Source organism: Altererythrobacter xiamenensis, from assembly GCF_900177715.1.
Taxonomy (GTDB): Bacteria; Pseudomonadota; Alphaproteobacteria; order Sphingomonadales; family Sphingomonadaceae; genus Erythrobacter; species Erythrobacter xiamenensis.
The window spans coordinates 243,303-260,255 of the sequence record NZ_FXWG01000001.1; the positions used below are offsets into that span (position 1 = coordinate 243,303).

At 62.4% G+C, this 16,953-nt stretch carries 20 protein-coding genes; 9 read left to right on the forward strand and 11 right to left on the reverse strand.

The features are described from left to right. Positions 1-74: 74 nt before the first annotated feature. Positions 75-1,082 carry an amidohydrolase family protein gene (locus CCE89_RS01250; protein WP_086436229.1) on the forward strand — a complete coding sequence of 336 codons (1,008 nt, stop codon included), beginning with the start codon at positions 75-77 and terminating at the stop codon, positions 1,080-1,082. A gap of 504 nt (positions 1,083-1,586) precedes the next feature. Here CCE89_RS01250 and CCE89_RS01255 read toward each other — a convergent pair. Further along, positions 1,587-2,642: a PhoH family protein gene (locus CCE89_RS01255; protein WP_200810268.1), complete on the reverse strand. Its 1,056-nt coding sequence runs from the start codon at positions 2,640-2,642 to the stop codon at positions 1,587-1,589. Positions 2,643-2,837: 195 nt separating this feature from the next. Here CCE89_RS01255 and CCE89_RS01260 point away from each other — a divergent pair, with 195 nt between their 5' ends. Then, a complete protein-coding gene (locus CCE89_RS01260; RefSeq protein ID WP_143255929.1) occupies positions 2,838-3,740 on the forward strand; it encodes a hypothetical protein in 903 nt (300 codons plus the stop codon). Here CCE89_RS01260 and miaB read toward each other — a convergent pair. From miaB to CCE89_RS01285, 5 genes are all read right to left on the reverse strand, one after another. After that, positions 3,737-5,077: a tRNA (N6-isopentenyl adenosine(37)-C2)-methylthiotransferase MiaB gene (miaB, locus tag CCE89_RS01265; RefSeq protein ID WP_086436231.1), complete on the reverse strand. Its 1,341-nt coding sequence runs from the start codon at positions 5,075-5,077 to the stop codon at positions 3,737-3,739. The two genes, CCE89_RS01260 and miaB, sit on opposite strands and share 4 nt — an antisense overlap. Before the next feature lie 55 nt (positions 5,078-5,132). Continuing rightward, positions 5,133-5,720, reverse strand: a complete 588-nt coding sequence (locus CCE89_RS01270; protein ID WP_086436232.1) for a DUF1989 domain-containing protein — start codon at positions 5,718-5,720, stop codon at positions 5,133-5,135. Beyond that, a complete protein-coding gene (gene gntA, locus CCE89_RS01275; protein ID WP_086436233.1) occupies positions 5,717-6,397 on the reverse strand; it encodes a guanitoxin biosynthesis heme-dependent pre-guanitoxin N-hydroxylase GntA in 681 nt (226 codons plus the stop codon). The genes CCE89_RS01270 and gntA overlap by 4 nt, the downstream gene beginning before the upstream one ends. A 214-nt stretch (positions 6,398-6,611) precedes the next feature. Next, positions 6,612-6,980, reverse strand: coding sequence for a hypothetical protein (locus tag CCE89_RS01280; RefSeq protein ID WP_143255930.1), 369 nt, complete (start codon positions 6,978-6,980; stop codon positions 6,612-6,614). Then, the gene (locus CCE89_RS01285; RefSeq protein ID WP_086436235.1) at positions 6,973-7,419 is read right to left on the reverse strand and encodes a peptidylprolyl isomerase; all 447 of its coding nucleotides are present in this window, start codon (positions 7,417-7,419) and stop codon (positions 6,973-6,975) included. Before CCE89_RS01285 ends, CCE89_RS01280 begins: the two co-directional genes overlap by 8 nt. A gap of 101 nt (positions 7,420-7,520) precedes the next feature. Between CCE89_RS01285 and mgtE the strand changes: the two genes are divergently transcribed. The 3 genes from mgtE to CCE89_RS01300 all read left to right on the forward strand — a co-directional run bounded on the left by mgtE (position 7,521) and on the right by CCE89_RS01300 (position 9,723). Then, a complete protein-coding gene (mgtE, locus tag CCE89_RS01290) occupies positions 7,521-8,972 on the forward strand; it encodes a magnesium transporter (protein ID WP_086436236.1) in 1,452 nt (483 codons plus the stop codon). Between the two features lie 63 nt (positions 8,973-9,035). After that, positions 9,036-9,425, forward strand: coding sequence for a DUF1489 family protein (locus tag CCE89_RS01295; protein ID WP_086436237.1), 390 nt, complete (start codon positions 9,036-9,038; stop codon positions 9,423-9,425). Between the two features lie 52 nt (positions 9,426-9,477). Continuing rightward, positions 9,478-9,723 carry a hypothetical protein gene (locus tag CCE89_RS01300; RefSeq protein ID WP_086436238.1) on the forward strand — a complete coding sequence of 82 codons (246 nt, stop codon included), beginning with the start codon at positions 9,478-9,480 and terminating at the stop codon, positions 9,721-9,723. Here CCE89_RS01300 and CCE89_RS01305 read toward each other — a convergent pair. From CCE89_RS01305 to CCE89_RS01320, 4 genes are all read right to left on the reverse strand, one after another. Then, complete coding sequence (locus CCE89_RS01305) at positions 9,720-10,526, reverse strand: SDR family NAD(P)-dependent oxidoreductase (RefSeq protein ID WP_086436239.1); 807 nt, start codon at positions 10,524-10,526, stop codon at positions 9,720-9,722. The two genes, CCE89_RS01300 and CCE89_RS01305, sit on opposite strands and share 4 nt — an antisense overlap. Then, positions 10,523-11,206, reverse strand: coding sequence for a DsbA family oxidoreductase (locus CCE89_RS01310; RefSeq protein WP_086436240.1), 684 nt, complete (start codon positions 11,204-11,206; stop codon positions 10,523-10,525). Before CCE89_RS01310 ends, CCE89_RS01305 begins: the two co-directional genes overlap by 4 nt. Further along, positions 11,203-12,003 carry an NAD(+) diphosphatase gene (nudC, locus tag CCE89_RS01315; RefSeq protein ID WP_234989947.1) on the reverse strand — a complete coding sequence of 267 codons (801 nt, stop codon included), beginning with the start codon at positions 12,001-12,003 and terminating at the stop codon, positions 11,203-11,205. Before nudC ends, CCE89_RS01310 begins: the two co-directional genes overlap by 4 nt. Positions 12,004-12,094: 91 nt before the next feature. Next, positions 12,095-13,411, reverse strand: coding sequence for a serine hydrolase domain-containing protein (locus CCE89_RS01320; RefSeq protein WP_086436242.1), 1,317 nt, complete (start codon positions 13,409-13,411; stop codon positions 12,095-12,097). A 105-nt stretch (positions 13,412-13,516) separates the two neighbouring features. Here CCE89_RS01320 and CCE89_RS01325 point away from each other — a divergent pair, with 105 nt between their 5' ends. Then, on the forward strand, positions 13,517-13,738 hold the full coding sequence (locus CCE89_RS01325; RefSeq protein ID WP_086436243.1) for a hypothetical protein: 222 nt from the start codon (positions 13,517-13,519) through the stop codon (positions 13,736-13,738). On the opposite strand, the gene mutY is transcribed toward CCE89_RS01325, so the two are convergent. Next, positions 13,735-14,784 (reverse strand): A/G-specific adenine glycosylase, encoded by a 1,050-nt coding sequence (gene mutY, locus CCE89_RS01330; RefSeq protein ID WP_234989877.1) that lies wholly within the window; start codon positions 14,782-14,784, stop codon positions 13,735-13,737. The genes CCE89_RS01325 and mutY overlap by 4 nt on opposite strands. A 29-nt stretch (positions 14,785-14,813) precedes the next feature. On the opposite strand from mutY, the gene CCE89_RS01335 reads away from it, so the two are divergent. From CCE89_RS01335 to CCE89_RS01345, 3 genes are all read left to right on the forward strand, one after another. Beyond that, the gene (locus tag CCE89_RS01335; protein WP_086436245.1) at positions 14,814-15,362 is read left to right on the forward strand and encodes a DUF721 domain-containing protein; all 549 of its coding nucleotides are present in this window, start codon (positions 14,814-14,816) and stop codon (positions 15,360-15,362) included. Between the two features lie 3 nt (positions 15,363-15,365). Next, a complete protein-coding gene (locus CCE89_RS01340) occupies positions 15,366-16,073 on the forward strand; it encodes a DsbA family protein (RefSeq protein WP_086436246.1) in 708 nt (235 codons plus the stop codon). Positions 16,074-16,183: 110 nt separating this feature from the next. Further along, positions 16,184-16,933: a thioredoxin domain-containing protein gene (locus CCE89_RS01345; protein ID WP_086436247.1), complete on the forward strand. Its 750-nt coding sequence runs from the start codon at positions 16,184-16,186 to the stop codon at positions 16,931-16,933. Positions 16,934-16,953 lie beyond the last annotated feature (20 nt).

A 16,953-nucleotide genomic window follows, 5' to 3' on the forward strand; every position in this document is an offset into this window, starting at 1 on the left:
TCGAGGACTCGCATCCGTCAGCGCTACGGATATAGTGTTCTTCCGGAGATGGATGCGAAGGGGGCTGGCGACTGATGAAATTGATTGAATATCTTCTGGGCTTTGCCGCAGCTGTGACCTTGCCTTGCGTGGCTATCGCGCGATCCCCTGCGTATGACGGCCCGGTCATCGACATGCATCTCCACGCCTATCCGGCGGACGGTAACGGACCTCCCGGAACGCCGCTTTGCCCTAATATGGCGGAGTTCAATTACGACGGGAGCGTTCCCTGGCCGCAGTATCTGATGACCGACATTCTGAGCCGACCGTGCGAGAGTCCTATTGAAGGCCCTCTCACCGACGAAACACTTCGTGATCGAACCATTGCAGAGATGCGTTCGCGAAAAGTGCGCGGACTGCTGGGCGGTCCTGAGCAGCGGGTGAGCGATTGGATCGCTGCGGCACCCGATCTCTTCTGGCCAGCCCGACACTTGAACATTTCCCGCGACACCGAAGTCACGGCCGAAACGCTGAAGACGGATTTTGAAGCCGGACAGATCATGGCCATCTCGGAGATCACGAACCAGTACGCCGGGATAATGGCGGATGATCCGCGCATGGATCCATTCTGGGCGATGGCCGAAGAAACCGCCATGCCGGTCGGCCTCCATGTCGGCCTGGGCCCACCCGGTACTGCCAAGCTCTATCCGGATTTCCGCGTGCAGCGCCCGGCCCATCTCGAAAAAGTCCTGAACAGCTATCCGGACCTGCGGCTGTTCGTGATGCACGCCGGTTATCCGTTGGCAGATGAAATGAAGGCCCTGCTCTATGTCCATCCGCAGCTGATGGTCGAAACCGGTGTGCTGCAGTTCGCCATTCCCGAGGCGGAGTATCACGCGTTTCTCAAGGAGCTTGTGACGGCCGGTTTTGCCGATCGGATCATGTTCGGTTCCGACCAGATGAACTGGCCCGGGGCAATCGGACTGGGCATCGACGCGATCAACGAAGCCACGTATCTCTCAACCGAACAGAAACAGATGGTCCTGCACGACAACGCTGCACGATTCCTGCGACTGGATGAGGATGGTGAACCCTCTCGCTAGCTTGCTCGAGGTCGGGCAAAAAGAAGCCCCGCCGAAACGGGGCTTCTATAGTCATGAAACGGCGGTCACGGACTGACTGGCAAGTCCTGCAGGCGGCTGTTCGACCCGTCTGTCCTAGCCAGCGCCCGCATGATACCCGGCGCCAGCTTGGAAAGAGCCTTTTCCAATCCGGGCGGTGCTTTTGAAGAGCGTTGCGGCTCTCCATTGGCCTGAGCGGACACTGTCGTTGCCAACGCAAGGCCTGCTCCCGAAGCGATAATTCCTTTAACGATTGTGTTTTTCTTCACGGGGTTCTCCATCAAATGTGCCCCCAGACCGGACAATGCTCCGGATCACGACGTATGTCCGTGAAGATCGGCAGCCGGTGCCTTCGTCCGGACAGTCAGATGATGGAAAATGCTGGCCCGTGACGGTCCGTTTATGACGAGAGACGAAGCGGCAGAGCAGCTTGACCTGCTTGCAGAAAAGGCGCCGGGAATCGAGTCGCCAGCCGGCCCGTGCCGCCTACTCGGCCTTCCCTTCGTAAGCCTCGACGATCCGCCCCACGATCGGGTGGCGCACGACGTCGGCGGCGGTGAAGCGCGTCACCGCAATGCCCTCGACGCCTTCGAGACGGCCAACCGCATCGGCGAGACCGCTGACGCTGTCGCCGCCGGGAATGTCGACCTGGCGCGGGTCTCCGCAGATCACCATCCGGCTGTTCTGCCCGAAGCGGGTGAGGAACATCTTCATCTGCTCGCGCGTGGTGTTCTGCGCCTCGTCCAGAATGACGAAAGCATCGGCCAGCGTACGTCCGCGCATGAAGGCGATCGGCGCGATCTCGATTTCTCCGCTCGCGATGCGCCGCTCGACCTGTTCGGGCGGCATGCAATCGTAGAGCGCGTCGTAGATCGGGCGCAGGTAGGGATCGACCTTCTCCTTCATATCGCCGGGAAGGAAGCCGAGCTTCTCGCCCGCCTCGACCGCCGGACGCGAGAGGATCAGCCGCTGCACACTGCCGGTAATGAGCTGTGCCACCGCTTGCGCCACGGCGAGGTAGGTCTTGCCCGTGCCCGCCGGACCGAGCGCGAAGATCAGCTCGTCGCGCGCAAGCTGGCGCATGTAGGGGATCTGGTTGGCGCTGCGCGGCACGATGGTCTTGCGCCGCGTGCGGATCATGATCGGCGGCGCATCCTTCTCGCCGCTGATGATCCCCTCGAGCGTCGGCTCGTTCGACATGGCGATGAGCGATTCGATCGCGCCAGCGTCAAGGTCCTGTCCCTGCGCCAGCCGGTCATACATCGTCTGGATGACCTCGCGTGCACGCCCGACGCTGTCTTCGGGCCCTTCGATCACCAACTGGTCGCCGCGCGCCGATATGAACACGCCGAGGCGGTTCTCGACCTGCACGAGATTGGCGTCGAATTGTCCGAAAAGCGGGCCGAGGAGCGACTGGTCCTCGAAACTCATCTCCGCCTTGGCCCGGCGGATCTCGCGGTTGGGGACTGGATCTGGCGAAAGCACCGGTTCTCGCTGGGGCTTCCGCTTGGGATCGGCTGTCTTGGTCGGTCTGCGGCCCATAATCTCCTTGGCACTGCGGCCTTTCGAGTCGTGTTGGACTAAACTTAGGTCGGATCGCGCCGGAAGCAAGAAAGCCATCGCTACGAGACGGTGGAAAGTCATCGAACCGCAATGAATCGGCGCTTGGTCGATTGCCGAGTTTCCTTTTGCCAACATTGGCTTATGCGATGCCTCACGAAACCCAAAGGACTGATGATGACACGGCCTCTCCGCTTTTCTCTCGCCTTCGCACTTGCCCTGGGTGCCGCCCTGCCCGCCCAGGCGCAGGACGATGCGGAAGAGGATTTCGGCCGCGAAATCGTCGTCCAGGGACAGCGCACCACGGAACGCGCCGTGGTGACCGAAATGGCCCGCGAAGTGACCCGCCGACCTCGCATCGACAAGCCCATTTCACGCCGGTACGACGATGTGTGCCTCGGGATATTCGGACTGAAGGCAGGTGCCGCACTCACCTTGATAGGCCGGGTCGAAGACAATCTCTCGCAACTCGGCATCGGGACCGCCGGCGAAGGTTGCCGGGTCAATAGCCTGATCGCCTTCGTCGACGATGCCCCTGGAACCGTGAAAACGCTCCAGAAGGAAGAGCCGCAACTCTTCGAAGGACTGCTCGACTACGAGATAGACCGCATCTTTGCCGGATCGACTGGCGCTCAGGCCTGGCAGACCACCCGCAACAAGGGAGCAAATGGCCGCGAGTTCCAGACTATCGAGATCGGCAATCCACCGCGCGAGGTTCAGGCGAACCAGCAGACACTGACCGGTCGAACCACGCAACAGATACGCACGGACATCGTCGGCGCCATCGTTCTGTTCGATGTGGACCGTGTATCCGACAAGACGCTTCAGCAACTGGCCGACTACGCAACCATGCGGCTTATCGCGCCGACAGCCGATTTCTCCGCTGACGAAGGCGCTATCGATTCGATCCTAACCCTTTTCGTGAAGGATGCATTGCCGCCCGAAGGACTGACCACCTTCGATCGTGCCTATCTCGAAGCGCTCTACAAACTGCCCCCGACGGCGAAGGGATCGCAGATTCGCGATGCAACCTGGTCGGCCTATCGCAGCCTGCAACGGCAGGAAGAAACCGCAAACTAGGCGTTGGCCGCCTCGCGTACGAGGCCGCGCAGCGAGTTCGGCCCCGCTTCTGCCAGCTCGACCTCGACCAGATCGCCGAGTTGATAGTCCCCGTCGAACCAGACCGATTGCAGCCAGGGCGATTTGCCGAGCCATTGCCCCTCGTGCTTGCCCTTGCGCTCGATGAGAACCTTGCACGTCCGCCCGACGCTCGCCTCGTTAAACGCAAGCTGGTCGCGATTAAGCCGCGCCTGCAGGCGCTGGAGCCGGTCGTCCATCACCTCGGCTGCGATCTGATGGTCCATCGTCGCAGCTGGCGTGCCCGGACGCGGCGAATACTTGAAGCTGAACGCGGCAGCATAGCGCACCTCGTCGACGAGGCTCAGCGTTTCTTCGAACTCGGCCTCGGTCTCCCCCGGAAAGCCGACGATGAAATCGCCCGAGAGCGCGATGTCCGGGCGCGCAGCGCGGAACCGTTCGAGCAGCTGCAAATAGCTCTCTGCCGTGTGACTGCGGTTCATCGCCTTCAGCACACGGTCGGAACCGCTCTGCACCGGCAGGTGCAGGTACGGCATCAGCTTGTCGATCTCGCCATGGGCGGCGATCAGCGCGTCATCCATGTCGTTGGGATGCGACGTGGTGTAGCGGATGCGTTCAAGCCCATCTATATCGGCAAGCGCGTGAATCAGGCCCGCGAGGCCAACCGCACGGCCCTTGTCATCCTCGCCTGACCAAGCGTTGACGTTCTGCCCAAGCAGCGTGATCTCGCGCGCTCCAGCCTCGACCAGCCTGTGAGCCTCGGCGATCAAATCGCTGTAAGGGCGCGAGATTTCCGCACCGCGCGTATAGGGCACCACGCAATAGGTGCAGAACTTGTCGCAGCCTTCCTGAACGGTGAGGAACGCGGTCGGCGAGCGACGCTTGCGGGTCGGCAGGCTATCGAACTTCGCGATGGCCGGCATGTCGGTGTCGGTGCTGCGCTCGCCCTTCACCGCCTTGTCGAGCATTTCGGGCAGGCGGTGATAGGCCTGCGGGCCGACCACCATGGAGACGGCCGGCGCGCGCGCCATGATCTCCTCACCCTCGGCCTGCGCGACGCAGCCCGCAACCGCGATCATCGGCGCCTTCTTCTGGGTTTTGCCCTTGGTCAGCCGCCCGATGTCCGAATAGACCTTCTCTGCCGCCTTCTCGCGGATGTGGCAGGTGTTGAGCACGACGAGGTCTGCATCCTCGCCCTCGGGCGCAGGCACGATGCCGCGCTCGCCGAGCAGCTCGGCCATGCGCTCGCCGTCATAGACGTTCATCTGGCAGCCGAAGCTCTTGACGCGGAAGGTCTTTGGAGGATCGATCGGTTTCATGATTGGCGGCGCGTTTAGCGCCCCCACGCCCTCTTCGCAATGTTGCGCATGGCAGCTACTCGATGCGGTAGTCGATCGGCTTGAAACTGCCGCCGTTCGAGGCATAGGCCGAGCAGGCTGTCAGCCCGATAACGCAGTCCATCCTGGCCTTCAGAGCGATATGGTCTCCCGGTGCGCTTCGCGGAGTTTCGACCGACAGCCTCCCTGTCTCCCCATCGACCGGCACATTCATGAAAAGGTTGAAGGCGCAGGGGATATCGTCCTCGCCGATCCCATAGGGCCCGAGCGCCTCGGCAAGATTACCGAAGCAGCCACGATGCACCGGCTTGTCCGGGTAGAAATGGCGAAAGGTCGCCTTGCTACACGGCGTGAGAAGAAAATCGTGCAGCCCGGCTGTATCCTCGACGATCTCGAGCATGGGGTTAGAGCGGTTCGACCAGAGCGTGTTGCCTTTCGTCAGCCTCAAGGTCTCCTCGTAGTCGAAGGTCCGACCGTTGCTGATGACTTCTCGCACGTCGTCTTTCGCATAGGCAAGCAGGTCGGATACCTGTTGGCCTTCGGGATCGTAGACGCGCAGCACCTGCCCTTCGTTCAATTCGAAAGCCGTGCCGCTGCGGGGCTCGATACGGGTCATTTCGGTCATGCGCGCGGATCCTTGAACGGAGCTTTCCAATCCTCGTCGACCGCGCGCCCGCTGTACTGCCGCGCTTCGCTCTCCTCGCCATGCCGCGCGAGCATCGGATTGATGTCTCCTGCGAGCTGACGATCACGTTCGAGGATTGTCTCGCGCATGCGTTCATAGCGTCCTTCCGCGCGCAGCCATTCGAACTGGGCGTGGAGATTAAAGACGAGGATAGGCCGCGAGAACCGTCTCGCCGGGCGGGAAGCATTGGGGTGAAGGCCGACGACGAAAAATGCTTCCCCACCGAAACTGAGCGAGAAGTCAGGCTTCGTCGCGTCCGCGCCTACGTCAGCGTCGAGCTTCTGCCCGCGCCAGGCATCCTTGTCTGCCAGCGACTGCAGCCTTTCCCACATCGCCTGTTCGAACTCGGTCTCGCTCAAATCGCGAGGCGCTTCGAAGATCACCACCAGGCTGCGAAAGTCCTGGTCCGCGTAATCGCCGTCAGCCCATTCCAGAAGAGCATCATGGATTTCGAGGTCGTTCCATGCGCTGGTCAGATCGCGCGCATGCACGAAGCGGATGCGCTCATTTGCCAGCGCGGACTTCGCGCCCACGCACGGGAACTGGCTATCCCTGATCCGGTCGATGAAACTCGTCTCGGCGGCTTGCCGTGGATCGACTGCAACTGTTTCGTTCATACCGCTCGCAACGCGCAAGCGGCAGAAAAGAGCCGAGAATAGTCGAACTTCTGGCCGCGAGACGCTGGTTCAGGAGACCGTCGCCTTCACGGAGTCACCCTGCGTCGCAAGTTGCTGGTCGATGCTCCTGACGCGAAAGGTCTTGGGGGGATCGATAGATTTCATGACTAGCGGCGCGTTTGGCTTTCACAGTCCAACATTTCAATCCGAAGCGTCACGGACCAGTATGGCCGAAGACACCCCAAATCTCGGTTATCTTGCCCTGCTCCTCACGCCACCGAACCGACCAAAGCGTATGAACGGGAAATCGGTCGTTCCGATAGTCGAGCGTTCGAAACTTCTCTTTCTCAAACGTACTCTCTTCAAAGCCTTGCTTACGGAGCTCTGAGACCATCAAATCTACGGGTGAACCAATGGCAAACCGGTCCTTGATCCGCTCGTCAAACGCTTCCTGTCCTTCAAGCGCAGACTGGGTAAGATCCTCACCTATTTCAGGAATTTTCGGCTTCCCCTGACCGCAAGAGGCCAGCGCGACCGAAGCCGCGCTGGCCATCAATGCAAACGCTTTGCGAAGCTTAGCCAACAGTCGCCTTCACGATCTTGCCCGGATTTGCCGGCGGCTCGCCGGTCGGCAGTGCGTCGATGTGTTCCATGCCGCTCTCGACCTGGCCCCAGACGGTGTACTGCCCGTCGAGGAAATGGGCATCGTCGAAGCAGATGAAGAACTGGCTGTTGGCGCTGTCGGGCACCTGGGTCCGGGCCATCGAGCAGGTGCCGCGAACATGCGGCTCGCTGTTGAACTCCGCCTTGAGGTCGGGCTTGTCGCTGCCGCCCATGCCGGTACCCGTCGGGTCGCCGCCCTGCGCCATGAAGCCGGGGATCACGCGGTGGAACACCACGCCATCATAGAAGCCGTCCTTCGCCAGCTCGGTGATCCGTTCGACATGGCCGGGCGCCAGGTCGGGGCGCAGCTTGATGACGACGTCGCCGGATTCGAGGGTAAGCGTAAGGGTATCGGCCATGAATAGATCTCCGTGATTGGGTTTGCGCGCCCGTATAGAGACTTGTGCGCTGGAGTCACCCCGCACCTTGCTTTTCATGCGCCCCGCCCTAGACCGCAGACATGGTCGACAAAGTGCCCTTCGATGACGATGTGCTGACGGCAGACGCGCCGGAAGAAGAAGGCGCGCGCCCCGACGACCGGATCGATGATGAGCGCCACGACCACGAAAACCGCCTGAAACCCGAATATATCCGCTCCGTGCGCGAAGCGCTTGAGGAAGGCGACAACAACGCGGTCTATGACCTCGTCGAACCGCTTCATGCCGCCGACGTTGCCGACCTTCTGGAGCTGCTCGACCGGGACGAGCGTGCGCCGCTCGCCGCCGCGATCACCGACCAGATGACCTTCGAAGTCGTGGCCGAACTCAACGATCACGTCCGCGAAGACATGATGGAGGCGCTGCCGCCAGAAGCGGTCGCGCTGATTGTCGAACAGCTCGAAACCGACGATGCGGTCCAGCTGATCGAAGACCTCGACGAAGGCGACCAGCGAGCGATCCTGGCCGAAGTGGAGGCGGAAGACCGCGCGGCGATCGAAAGCGCGCTCGCCTATCCGGAAGAGACCGCCGGGCGACTGATGAACCGCCACGTGGTGGCGGTGCCCGAGCACATGAACGTCGGCAATCTGATCGACTATCTGCGCAGCGAGGCTGACCTAGCGCACGAGTTCTACGAGGTGTTCGTGGTAGATGAACGCCACCATCCGGTCGGCACCTGCGCGCTTTCATGGATCCTCACCACGCCGCGCAATATCTCGCTGACGGACGTGATGAAGCGCGACCAGACCCTGATCCCGGTCGATACCGATCAGGAAGAGGTCGCGCTGATGTTCCAGAAGTACGACCTGATCTCGGCCGCCGTGGTCGACGATACCGGTCGGCTGGTCGGCCAGATGACGGTGGACGACGTGGTCCACATCATCTCCGAAGAAGCGGGCGAGGACGTCCTGCTGCTTTCGGGTGCGGGCGATGGCGACATCAACGAACCGATCCGCGAAGCCTATGGCAGCCGCGTGCGCTGGCTCATCGCCAACCTCGGAACCGCAGTGGTCGGCAGCGCGATCATCGCCTTTTTCGGCGCGGCGATCGAAAAGCTCGTCGCGCTCGCCGTGCTGATGCCGATCGTTGCGAGTATCGGCGGAAACGCGGGCACGCAGACGATGGCGGTCGCCGTGCGCGCCATCGCGACCAACCAGTTGACCCGCGCCAACACCTGGCGGATCGTCGGGCGCGAGCTGCGCGTCGCGCTGCTCAATGGCGCAACCATTGCGGTGCTGATCGGAATAGCGACCGGTCTGCTCTTCGCTCCGCAGCTTGGCGTGGTGATCGCGGTTGCCATGGTGATCAACATCATCATCGCAGGCATGGCGGGCGTGCTTGTCCCCGTGATTTTCGAGCGCCTTAATCAGGACCCGGCGGTCGCCAGCAGCGTCTTCGTGACGATGATCACGGATTCGATGGGCTTCCTCGCCTTCCTCGGCCTGGCGGTGGCGAGCGGCCTTGTATCAATGTGAAGTCGCGATGTGAGGTCACCTTGTGCGCTTGAGCCGCGCGGCTGGCTCCCTATCTAGGCCCTCATGCCGCTCAACCTCACCAAGATCGCTTTCGGCGCGAAGAGTTTTGCCGATATCGAGGAGTGGTATGCCGGCCGGCGTAGCCCGCACCTCACCACTCGCTACCGCCCGACGCGGTGGGAGGAATGTATCGGTGGATCGCTGTTCTGGATCCACGAGCACAATCTCGTCGCACGATCACCGATCATCGGCTTCTCGCAGACCGACAACGGGCGCTGGCGGATCGAGCTCGAACCGCGGCTGATCAAGGTGTTCCCGAAGCCCAAGCGGGCGCATCAGGGCTGGCGCTATCTCAAGGGCGAACCGCCACGCGACCTCAAGGAAGGCGAGGATATCGGCGATGTCCTCCCCGGCAAGCTGGCGGGCAAGCTGCTGAAGCTCGGGCTGATCTGATTTCGGAACTTCCCTGCGCTCCCCTTCATTGGTTCAATGAAGGAGAATACACATGCCAGAACGCCAAAGCCGCCACCCCGACAATGACCTCATCGACCGAATGACCGAGAACCCGACGCCATCGCAACAGGGTAGCTCGGACGGCAATGTCAACGTGCGCGTCGGCAAACGCGGCGAACTCAACCGCGCAACCGATCCGGACAATCGCGAACCGGTCATCGGTTCGGACAATCCGCTGGAAGACGCCAAGAAGGGCCCGAAAACCCGTCAGGCTATCCAGGAAAGCCGCGAAGACTAATCCGAGCTGCGACGCATGGCGCCTATCACGTCTCTGACGTCGTAGGCGCCGTCGTCCTTTTCGCGCGGAGCGTTGCGCTCATAACTATCGAGCAGCGGCTCGACCCGCTCCCTGATGCGCCGCACATTCGAATAATGGCTGACCACGAAGCGTTCGCGGGCCAGCAATTGCGGCACGACGATGCTTGCATATTCGTTTGCGGCCATTCCGTAATGCATGAATTTTTCCGGCCCGATGTCGGTGAACACCCAGCCTGGGATGATCGCGCCTGCATGAACGTGCTCGGGCAAATCCTCGCGGATGCTCTCTGTCAGCCCGAGTACCGCATGCTTGGCCGCGATGTAGGTTCCCATTTGCGGCCCGGCGCAGAAAAAGCTGTTCTCGCTCGCGGTATTGTAGATCGCGCTTGGCGCGGACTGCTCTACCATGCGCTGGGCGAAGGCTTTGCAGCCATTCCACACCCCCCAATAGTTGGTGTCGAAGTGCGCGCGCGCGACGTCGGGATCGATTTCCCACAATTTGCCGCGCGGCCCGCCGACGCCGGCATTGTTCAGGAGGAGTTCGACTGTGCCGAGCGCATCGAAGGCGGCAACCGACAGCGCCTCGGCCTGTGAAAGATCCGAAACGTCGCAAGGCTGCGCCGTTGCACCGTCGATCGATCTGGCTGCCTCATCAAGCCGCTCGCCCGGAAGATCGGCGAGCATAATCTTCGTGCCGCGCGCCGCCAGTTCGCGCGCGATTGCCAGACCGATCCCGCTCGCGCCGCCGGTGATGACAGCACTTGCGGGGAGCCAGTCGCTCATGCCGCCGTTTTCTCCGCTACGCGGCGTAGAGCGTTGATATAAACCTCGGGAGCCTGCGCGCCGGGGATCAGGAACTTGCCCTCCACGATCATCGCCGGAACGCCCGAGATATTGAGATCCCAGGCCTGCTGCTCCTCTGCGACGACGCGCGCTTCGAGCGCTTCGTCATCGAGCGCAGCCTTGGCAGCTTCGCGGTGAATGCCGTTGTCGGCCGCGATATCGAGCAGCACCTCACGGTCGGACACATTGCGGCGCTCGTTGAAATGCGCGCGGAACATCGCGAGCTTGAGGTCGGTCTGGACCTTCGGCCCTGCTTCTTCGAGCGCGAAGGCAAGCAGCTTGTGGGCGTCGCGCGTGTTCCACATCATCGCGGGTGGGGCCTCGCCCTCCCCCTCATAGGCCAGCGAAACCCCAGCGCTATCGGCCACGGATTTCATCTGCCCGCGCACGTTTTCCGTTTCTTCGGCGCTCCGCTGATACTTGCGCTGGATGTGGGCAGCTTGCTCTTCGCCTTCTTCGGGCATGTTCGGATTGAGCTCGAAAGGCCGCCAGCGCAGTTGCGCCTCGATCTCGCCGTCGAGCTGCTCCAGCGCCTTCGACAATTGCCCGTAGCCGATCAGGCACCAGGGGCACATAACATCCGAATAGATGTCGATCGTAATCCGGCGCGGTTCACTCATTTCGTTTTCTCCAGCCACCAGCGCATCAGATTGCTGGCAATCGCATGGCGTGGCGGTGCCCGGAATGGCCCATCGCCATCGAGCGAGGATACCACCTCTTCGCGCGTGAAGAAAATGACCTCGGCCATTTCGGTATAGTCGATGGTGAGCTCGTCGCTGTCGGTATAGCTGTGGCAGCCGATCATCAGCTGGCTGGGGAACGGCCAGGGCTGGCTGGCGACATATTGCACGTCACGCGCCCGGATGCCGGATTCCTCGAAAACCTCGCGCTGAACGGCTTCCTCAATCGTCTCGCCCGGCTCGACGAAGCCCGCGAGCGCCGAGAACGCCCCTTCGGGCCACCCCTTGCCGCGACCAAGCATCAGCCGTCCCTCATGCTCGACAAGCATGATGGTGACCGGATCGGTGCGCGGGAAATGCTGGGTCGAACAGCTTTCGCAATTGCGCTGCCAGCCACCCTTGGTCGCCTTTGTGCCTTGCCCGCACTGCGCGCAAAAGCGGTGCCTTGCGTGCCAGTCGACGAGACTGCGCGCACCGCCATAGGTGGCGAGATCGCCCGGCTCCAGCGTCGCCATCAGCGCCCACAGCTGCGGGTTCGCCATGCGCGGGCTGGCATCCCCGCGATCGGGCACGGCGGCGAAACAGGCGCGCTCGCCGCCATCGCTCCGATCGAGGCCAAGGAATACCAGCTCGGCATCCTCGGACACGTCCGCCAGGGTACCCCATTCGAGCCGGTTCCGATCGTCCAGCGAGGGGATCAGCCCGTCGAGCTTCAGCACCCGGGCCTTCCAGTTCATCAGTCCGGCGAGTGCATCGGGATCGGCGCGAAGATTATCCGCCCGGTCGATCGGCGATCCGGCGAATGCGATAGGGAATGCAGAAGTCACTTTAGCGATTACCGCCGTTCATCGCCTGCAGGTCCTTGAGCACGATATCCGGGAACTCGCGCTGTATCGAGTAGCTCTCGCTCGGCATATATTGCGTGAAGAGGCCCGCTCGCAGGCCGCTGCCATAGTCGACGAAAGCAGCGGTTCCCGCCGCACCACCCCAGCCGAACGCTGTACCGGTGACGCGGCCGCCAGCACCGAAGCCCTGGCCTTCCATCCATGTTCCCTCGAGCGAGGCAGTCTTGGGCAGGAGGTTGGACGTACCGACGCGCACCGCCAGCTCGCCCATTACGCGCTTGCCGTCGATCACGCCGAAGCCGAGCAGCATCTTGAGGAAACGGTCATAGTCGCGCGGACTGCTGACGAGGCCCGCCCCGCCGAAGGGGAACGCCGGATCGTCGAGATAGATCGAGCTGCGCGCAGGATCGAGCGGCAGCGGAACACCGGCCATGATCCCGTAATTGTCGGTGAAGCGCCCGATTTCGCTGCGCGGCACGCGGAAATATGTGCTGTCCATTCCGCAGGGATCGAACAGCCGCTCCTTCAGCACCTGGTCGAAAGGCTTCTTCTCGACCACTTCGATTACGCGGCCGAGCAGGTCGAGACTGACCGAGTAGCTCCACTTCGTGCCAGGCTGGTAAACCAGCGGGAATTCGGCAAGTCCGTCGGCAAAGGCTTCCAGGCTCTCCACAGGGTTGCCGCGTCCCAGACCGGGGATCGGCAGGCGGCTGACCTGGCCGGGAACAAGCCCGGCACGCTCGTAGGCGGTCTTGATCGGACCGTTCTGGACGATGCCATAGCCGAGGCCGGCGGTGTGGGTGAGCAACTGGCGGATTGTGATCGGGCGCTTGGCCGGCTCCAGATTGTCGGGCGTGATCGCACCGTCATAGGTCTTCTGCACCATCATGTTGGAATAGGCGGGCAGGATATCGGCGAGCGGCTGGTCGAGGCCGAGCTTGCCTTCATCGACCAGCATCATGGCAGCCATGCCGGTGATCGGCTTGGTCATCGAATAGATGCGGTAGAGCGTATCGAGCCCGGCATCGACGCCGCTGTTGAAGGCTGTTTCGCCGCGAGCGACGGTATGCGGATCCTGTTTCTGCCAGCCGAAAGCTGCGACCATGTTGGCGACCTTGCCGCTCGAGACATATTCCTCGACCGCAGCTGCAATGTTGGGCCAGTTCGAACTGACATCATGCGCCAGCAGCGCGCGGCCGAATGGCAGAGTGGCGAGCGCGCCGCCCGCTGCGACATATGCGCTTGAACGGAAAAGTGCGCGGCGTGAAAGAACGGGTTCGGAAAAATCGCGAAATGCCATGGTTGGTCCTGCTCTCAAATCGAATTTCGGGTTTGATGGTCGAAGCATGCTGAACCGTCAATTGCACATCTTGAATAGCTGAGCTGTGTTACCTATATAAGACACATGCTCAACCTACTTTCGATTCTCATCGGCATCATCTCTCTCGTCATCGTCATTCCCGCGCAGATTCCGCTGCTCGGCTGGGCCAACTGGCTCGCCCTGCCGCTGATCGCGATCGGGGTAGTCGTCGGACAGCTTTCGTCCAGCCGCAACGGGCGCAATTTCTGCCTCGTAGTCGGCCTGATCGCGGTCGTGCGGCTGATGCTGGGGGGCGGTATCCTCTAAGCCCGCTGGGCGAGCGCCAAGCGCGCCGCCTTCGCAAAAAGCGTCGGCAAGCCAGCACTCTCGATGTCGCTGATGGGCCACCATTGGCCAGATCCCTCGGGTTGCCGAGAGCTTTCCAGCCGCAGCACTTCGAGGGTGAGCGAGGCATGGGTGAAGACATGACGCACCGCGCCGAGGCTTGCCCATTCTCCCTCGACCGGCGCATCGCCCGAGCCATCCTCGCGCGCAGACCAGCCGTCATCGGGCAGCGCCGCCATGCCGCCGAGCATGCCCTCCCCTTCCCGGCGGACGATCCACACGTGATCGTCACGCTCGATCCAGAACGCCCGGCCCTTGCGCTCGGGCTTTGCCTTCTTCGGAGGTTTGACCGGTAGCCGCGCCGGATCACCGCTGCGCCTGCCTTCGCAGGCATCGGACAGCGGGCAGAGCAGGCATTTCGGGTCGCGCGCGGTGCAGATACTCGATCCGAGGTCCATCATCGCCTGCGCGAAATCTCCAGCGCGCTCGTCCGGTGTTATCGTATCGGCAGCTGCCCGGATCGTTTTGCGCGTGGCGGGAAGCGGTTCGTCGATCGCGAAAAGCCGCGCCACCACTCTCTCGACATTGGCATCGACCACCACCGCGCGCTGACCGAAAGCGATCGCGGCGATTGCGGCTGCGGTATAGGCTCCGAGACCCGGCAGTTCGCGCAGCCCCGCCTCTTTGTCCGGAAAGCCCCCACGTGCCGCAACTTCGCGCGCGCATTTCACGAGGTTGCGGGCGCGTGAGTAATATCCCAACCCTGCCCAGGCGGCCATTATCTTGGCCTCCTCTGCCGCGGCGAGCGCCTCGACCGTGGGCCAGGTTTCGGTGAACTTCGCGAAATAGGGTTTCACCGCAGCAACCGTGGTTTGCTGCAGCATCACCTCCGACAGCCAGACGCGGTAAGGGTCAGGGGCTGGCGCACCGGGCCGAGCACGCCACGGCAGATCGCGCGCATGCTGGTCATACCAGTCGAGCAATGCCCGGGAAATGCTCGTATCGGTGGTTATGTCACTGGCAGTCACGGCCCGCCTATGGCATTGCGCGGGCACGAATGGAACGGGACAAACCCAAGACGCCGCCGGGCAAGAAAGCAGGCAAGGCAAAAAGCTGGCACCGCCCGCGCGGCGGCGCCCCGAAACCGATCGGCGAGCTCATGCCGCAGATCGGGCGCACCGCATTTCGCCGCTTCGGCTTCGTGCAGTCCAACGTGGTGACACGCTGGCCGGAGATCGTCGGACCGCATCACGCCCGTGTCTGCATGCCGGAGGCGATCCGCTTTCCACCCGGCGAAAAGGCGGAAGGGATACTCCAGCTCGTCGTCATCCCCGCCCATGCCCCGCTGATCCAGCAGGTGATCCCCGAAATCATGGAGCGGGTGAACCGCTTTTTCGGCTACAAGGCCGTGGCCCGGGTCAAGATCCGGCAAGGCGAGGTTAAGCCAATTCGTGCTGATACCCCCGCCAAAGCGCCGCCTTCGCTCAGGCCGATCCCGATGGAACTGGGTGACAGCCTGCGCGATATCGGCGATCCGGAACTGCGCACCGTGCTGGAATCGCTCGCGCGCAGCCTCGGGGGCACGGAAGAGAAGAAGGACGATTAACAGGTGAAACTGATCAAGACGGCGCTGCTGGCAGGCGCATTGGTGCTGGCAGGCGGAAATACCAAGGCGGACTGGAACACCACTGTCGCTGCGGAAAACCAGGGTCACAACATCGGCAACCCCAAGGCCGAAACGACCCTCACCGAATATATCAGCTACACCTGCCCGCACTGCGCGACCTTTGCCCAGCGCGGCGATCGTGCGCTCAAAATCGGTTATGTCCACACCGGCAAGATGAACCTGCAGATCCGCCACCTGATCCGTGATCCCGTCGACCTCACCGCCACAATGCTGACGCATTGCGGCGACACGCGGCGCTTCACCCTGAACCACAATGCCTTCATGTACAGCCAGGCGAAGTGGCTGCCGATCATGCAGTCGGCCACGCAGGCGCAGATCGCGCGCTGGACCAATTCCGACCGCAAGGCCGCACGCCGCGCCATCGCGCGTGATTTCGGCTTTTACGACATCATGGGCGCGCGCGGTTACGGTGTGACCGATGTCGACAAATGCCTCAACGATGACGCGAAGGCGCAGGCGCTGGTCGAAACTTCGGCAGCCGATGCGCGCCGTCTGGGCCTGCGCGGCACGCCCAGCTTCGTGCTCGACGGCGAGCTGCTTGGCGGCGTCCACAGCTGGGAAGCGCTCGAGCCGGTTCTCAACGGCCAGCCGGCGCCCGAGGCGTCCTCGCACGAGGGGCATAACCACTGATCCGATACGGATTCATCCGTGGACACGCTTGTGGATAGCTCCCCGGCGTGCTTCACCCCGCAGAATCCTTCGTATAGCCTTCCCTTCCTCGATTAAAAGACGGACAGACCATGACCTTTACCCGCCGCATTCTCTCGACCTCGCTCGTCGGCGCGCTCGCCCTGAGCCTTGTCGCCTGCAATTCATCGGAGGAAGGCGGCGATGCGCTGTCTGGCGAACCCATCGCCGAAATTCCAGCGCCCGACGGCACATCCTGGACCGAGGTGGTCAACGTGACCGAAGAAGGCGGCTATCTCGTCGGCAATCCGGAAGCACCGCTCAAGCTGGTCGAATATGCCTCGCACACCTGCGGGGCCTGCGCGAACTTCTCTCAGGAAGGGGCACCGGTGCTGAAGAAGGACTATGTCTCGACCGGCGTCGTCAGCATCGAATTGCGCAATCTCGTGCGCGATCCGCTCGATCTCACGATCGCCGCGCTGGTGCGCTGTGGACAGCCGCAGAACATGCAGCCGCTTTCCGATCAGGCGTGGGGTTCGCTGAACGATATCTTCGCCACGGTGCAGCAGAACAACGCCCAACTCGAAGCGGCCATGCAGGCCCCGCCGGAACAGCGCTTCGTCCAGATCGCCGAAGCAGCCGGCCTGATCGACTATTTTGCAGCGCGTGGGCTCAGTTCGGATCAGGCGCGCACTTGCCTGGCCGACAGCGCCAATATCGAAGCGATCGCCCAGCGCTCGCAGCAGCAGGCTCAGGAACTGGGCGTGAATGCGACGCCCACATTCTTCCTCAATGGCAGGAAGCTGGAAGAGAACCAGTGGCCGGGAATCGAACCGATCCTGCAAAAGGCCGGCGCCCGGTAACGGGCTGAGGGGGGGCAGGC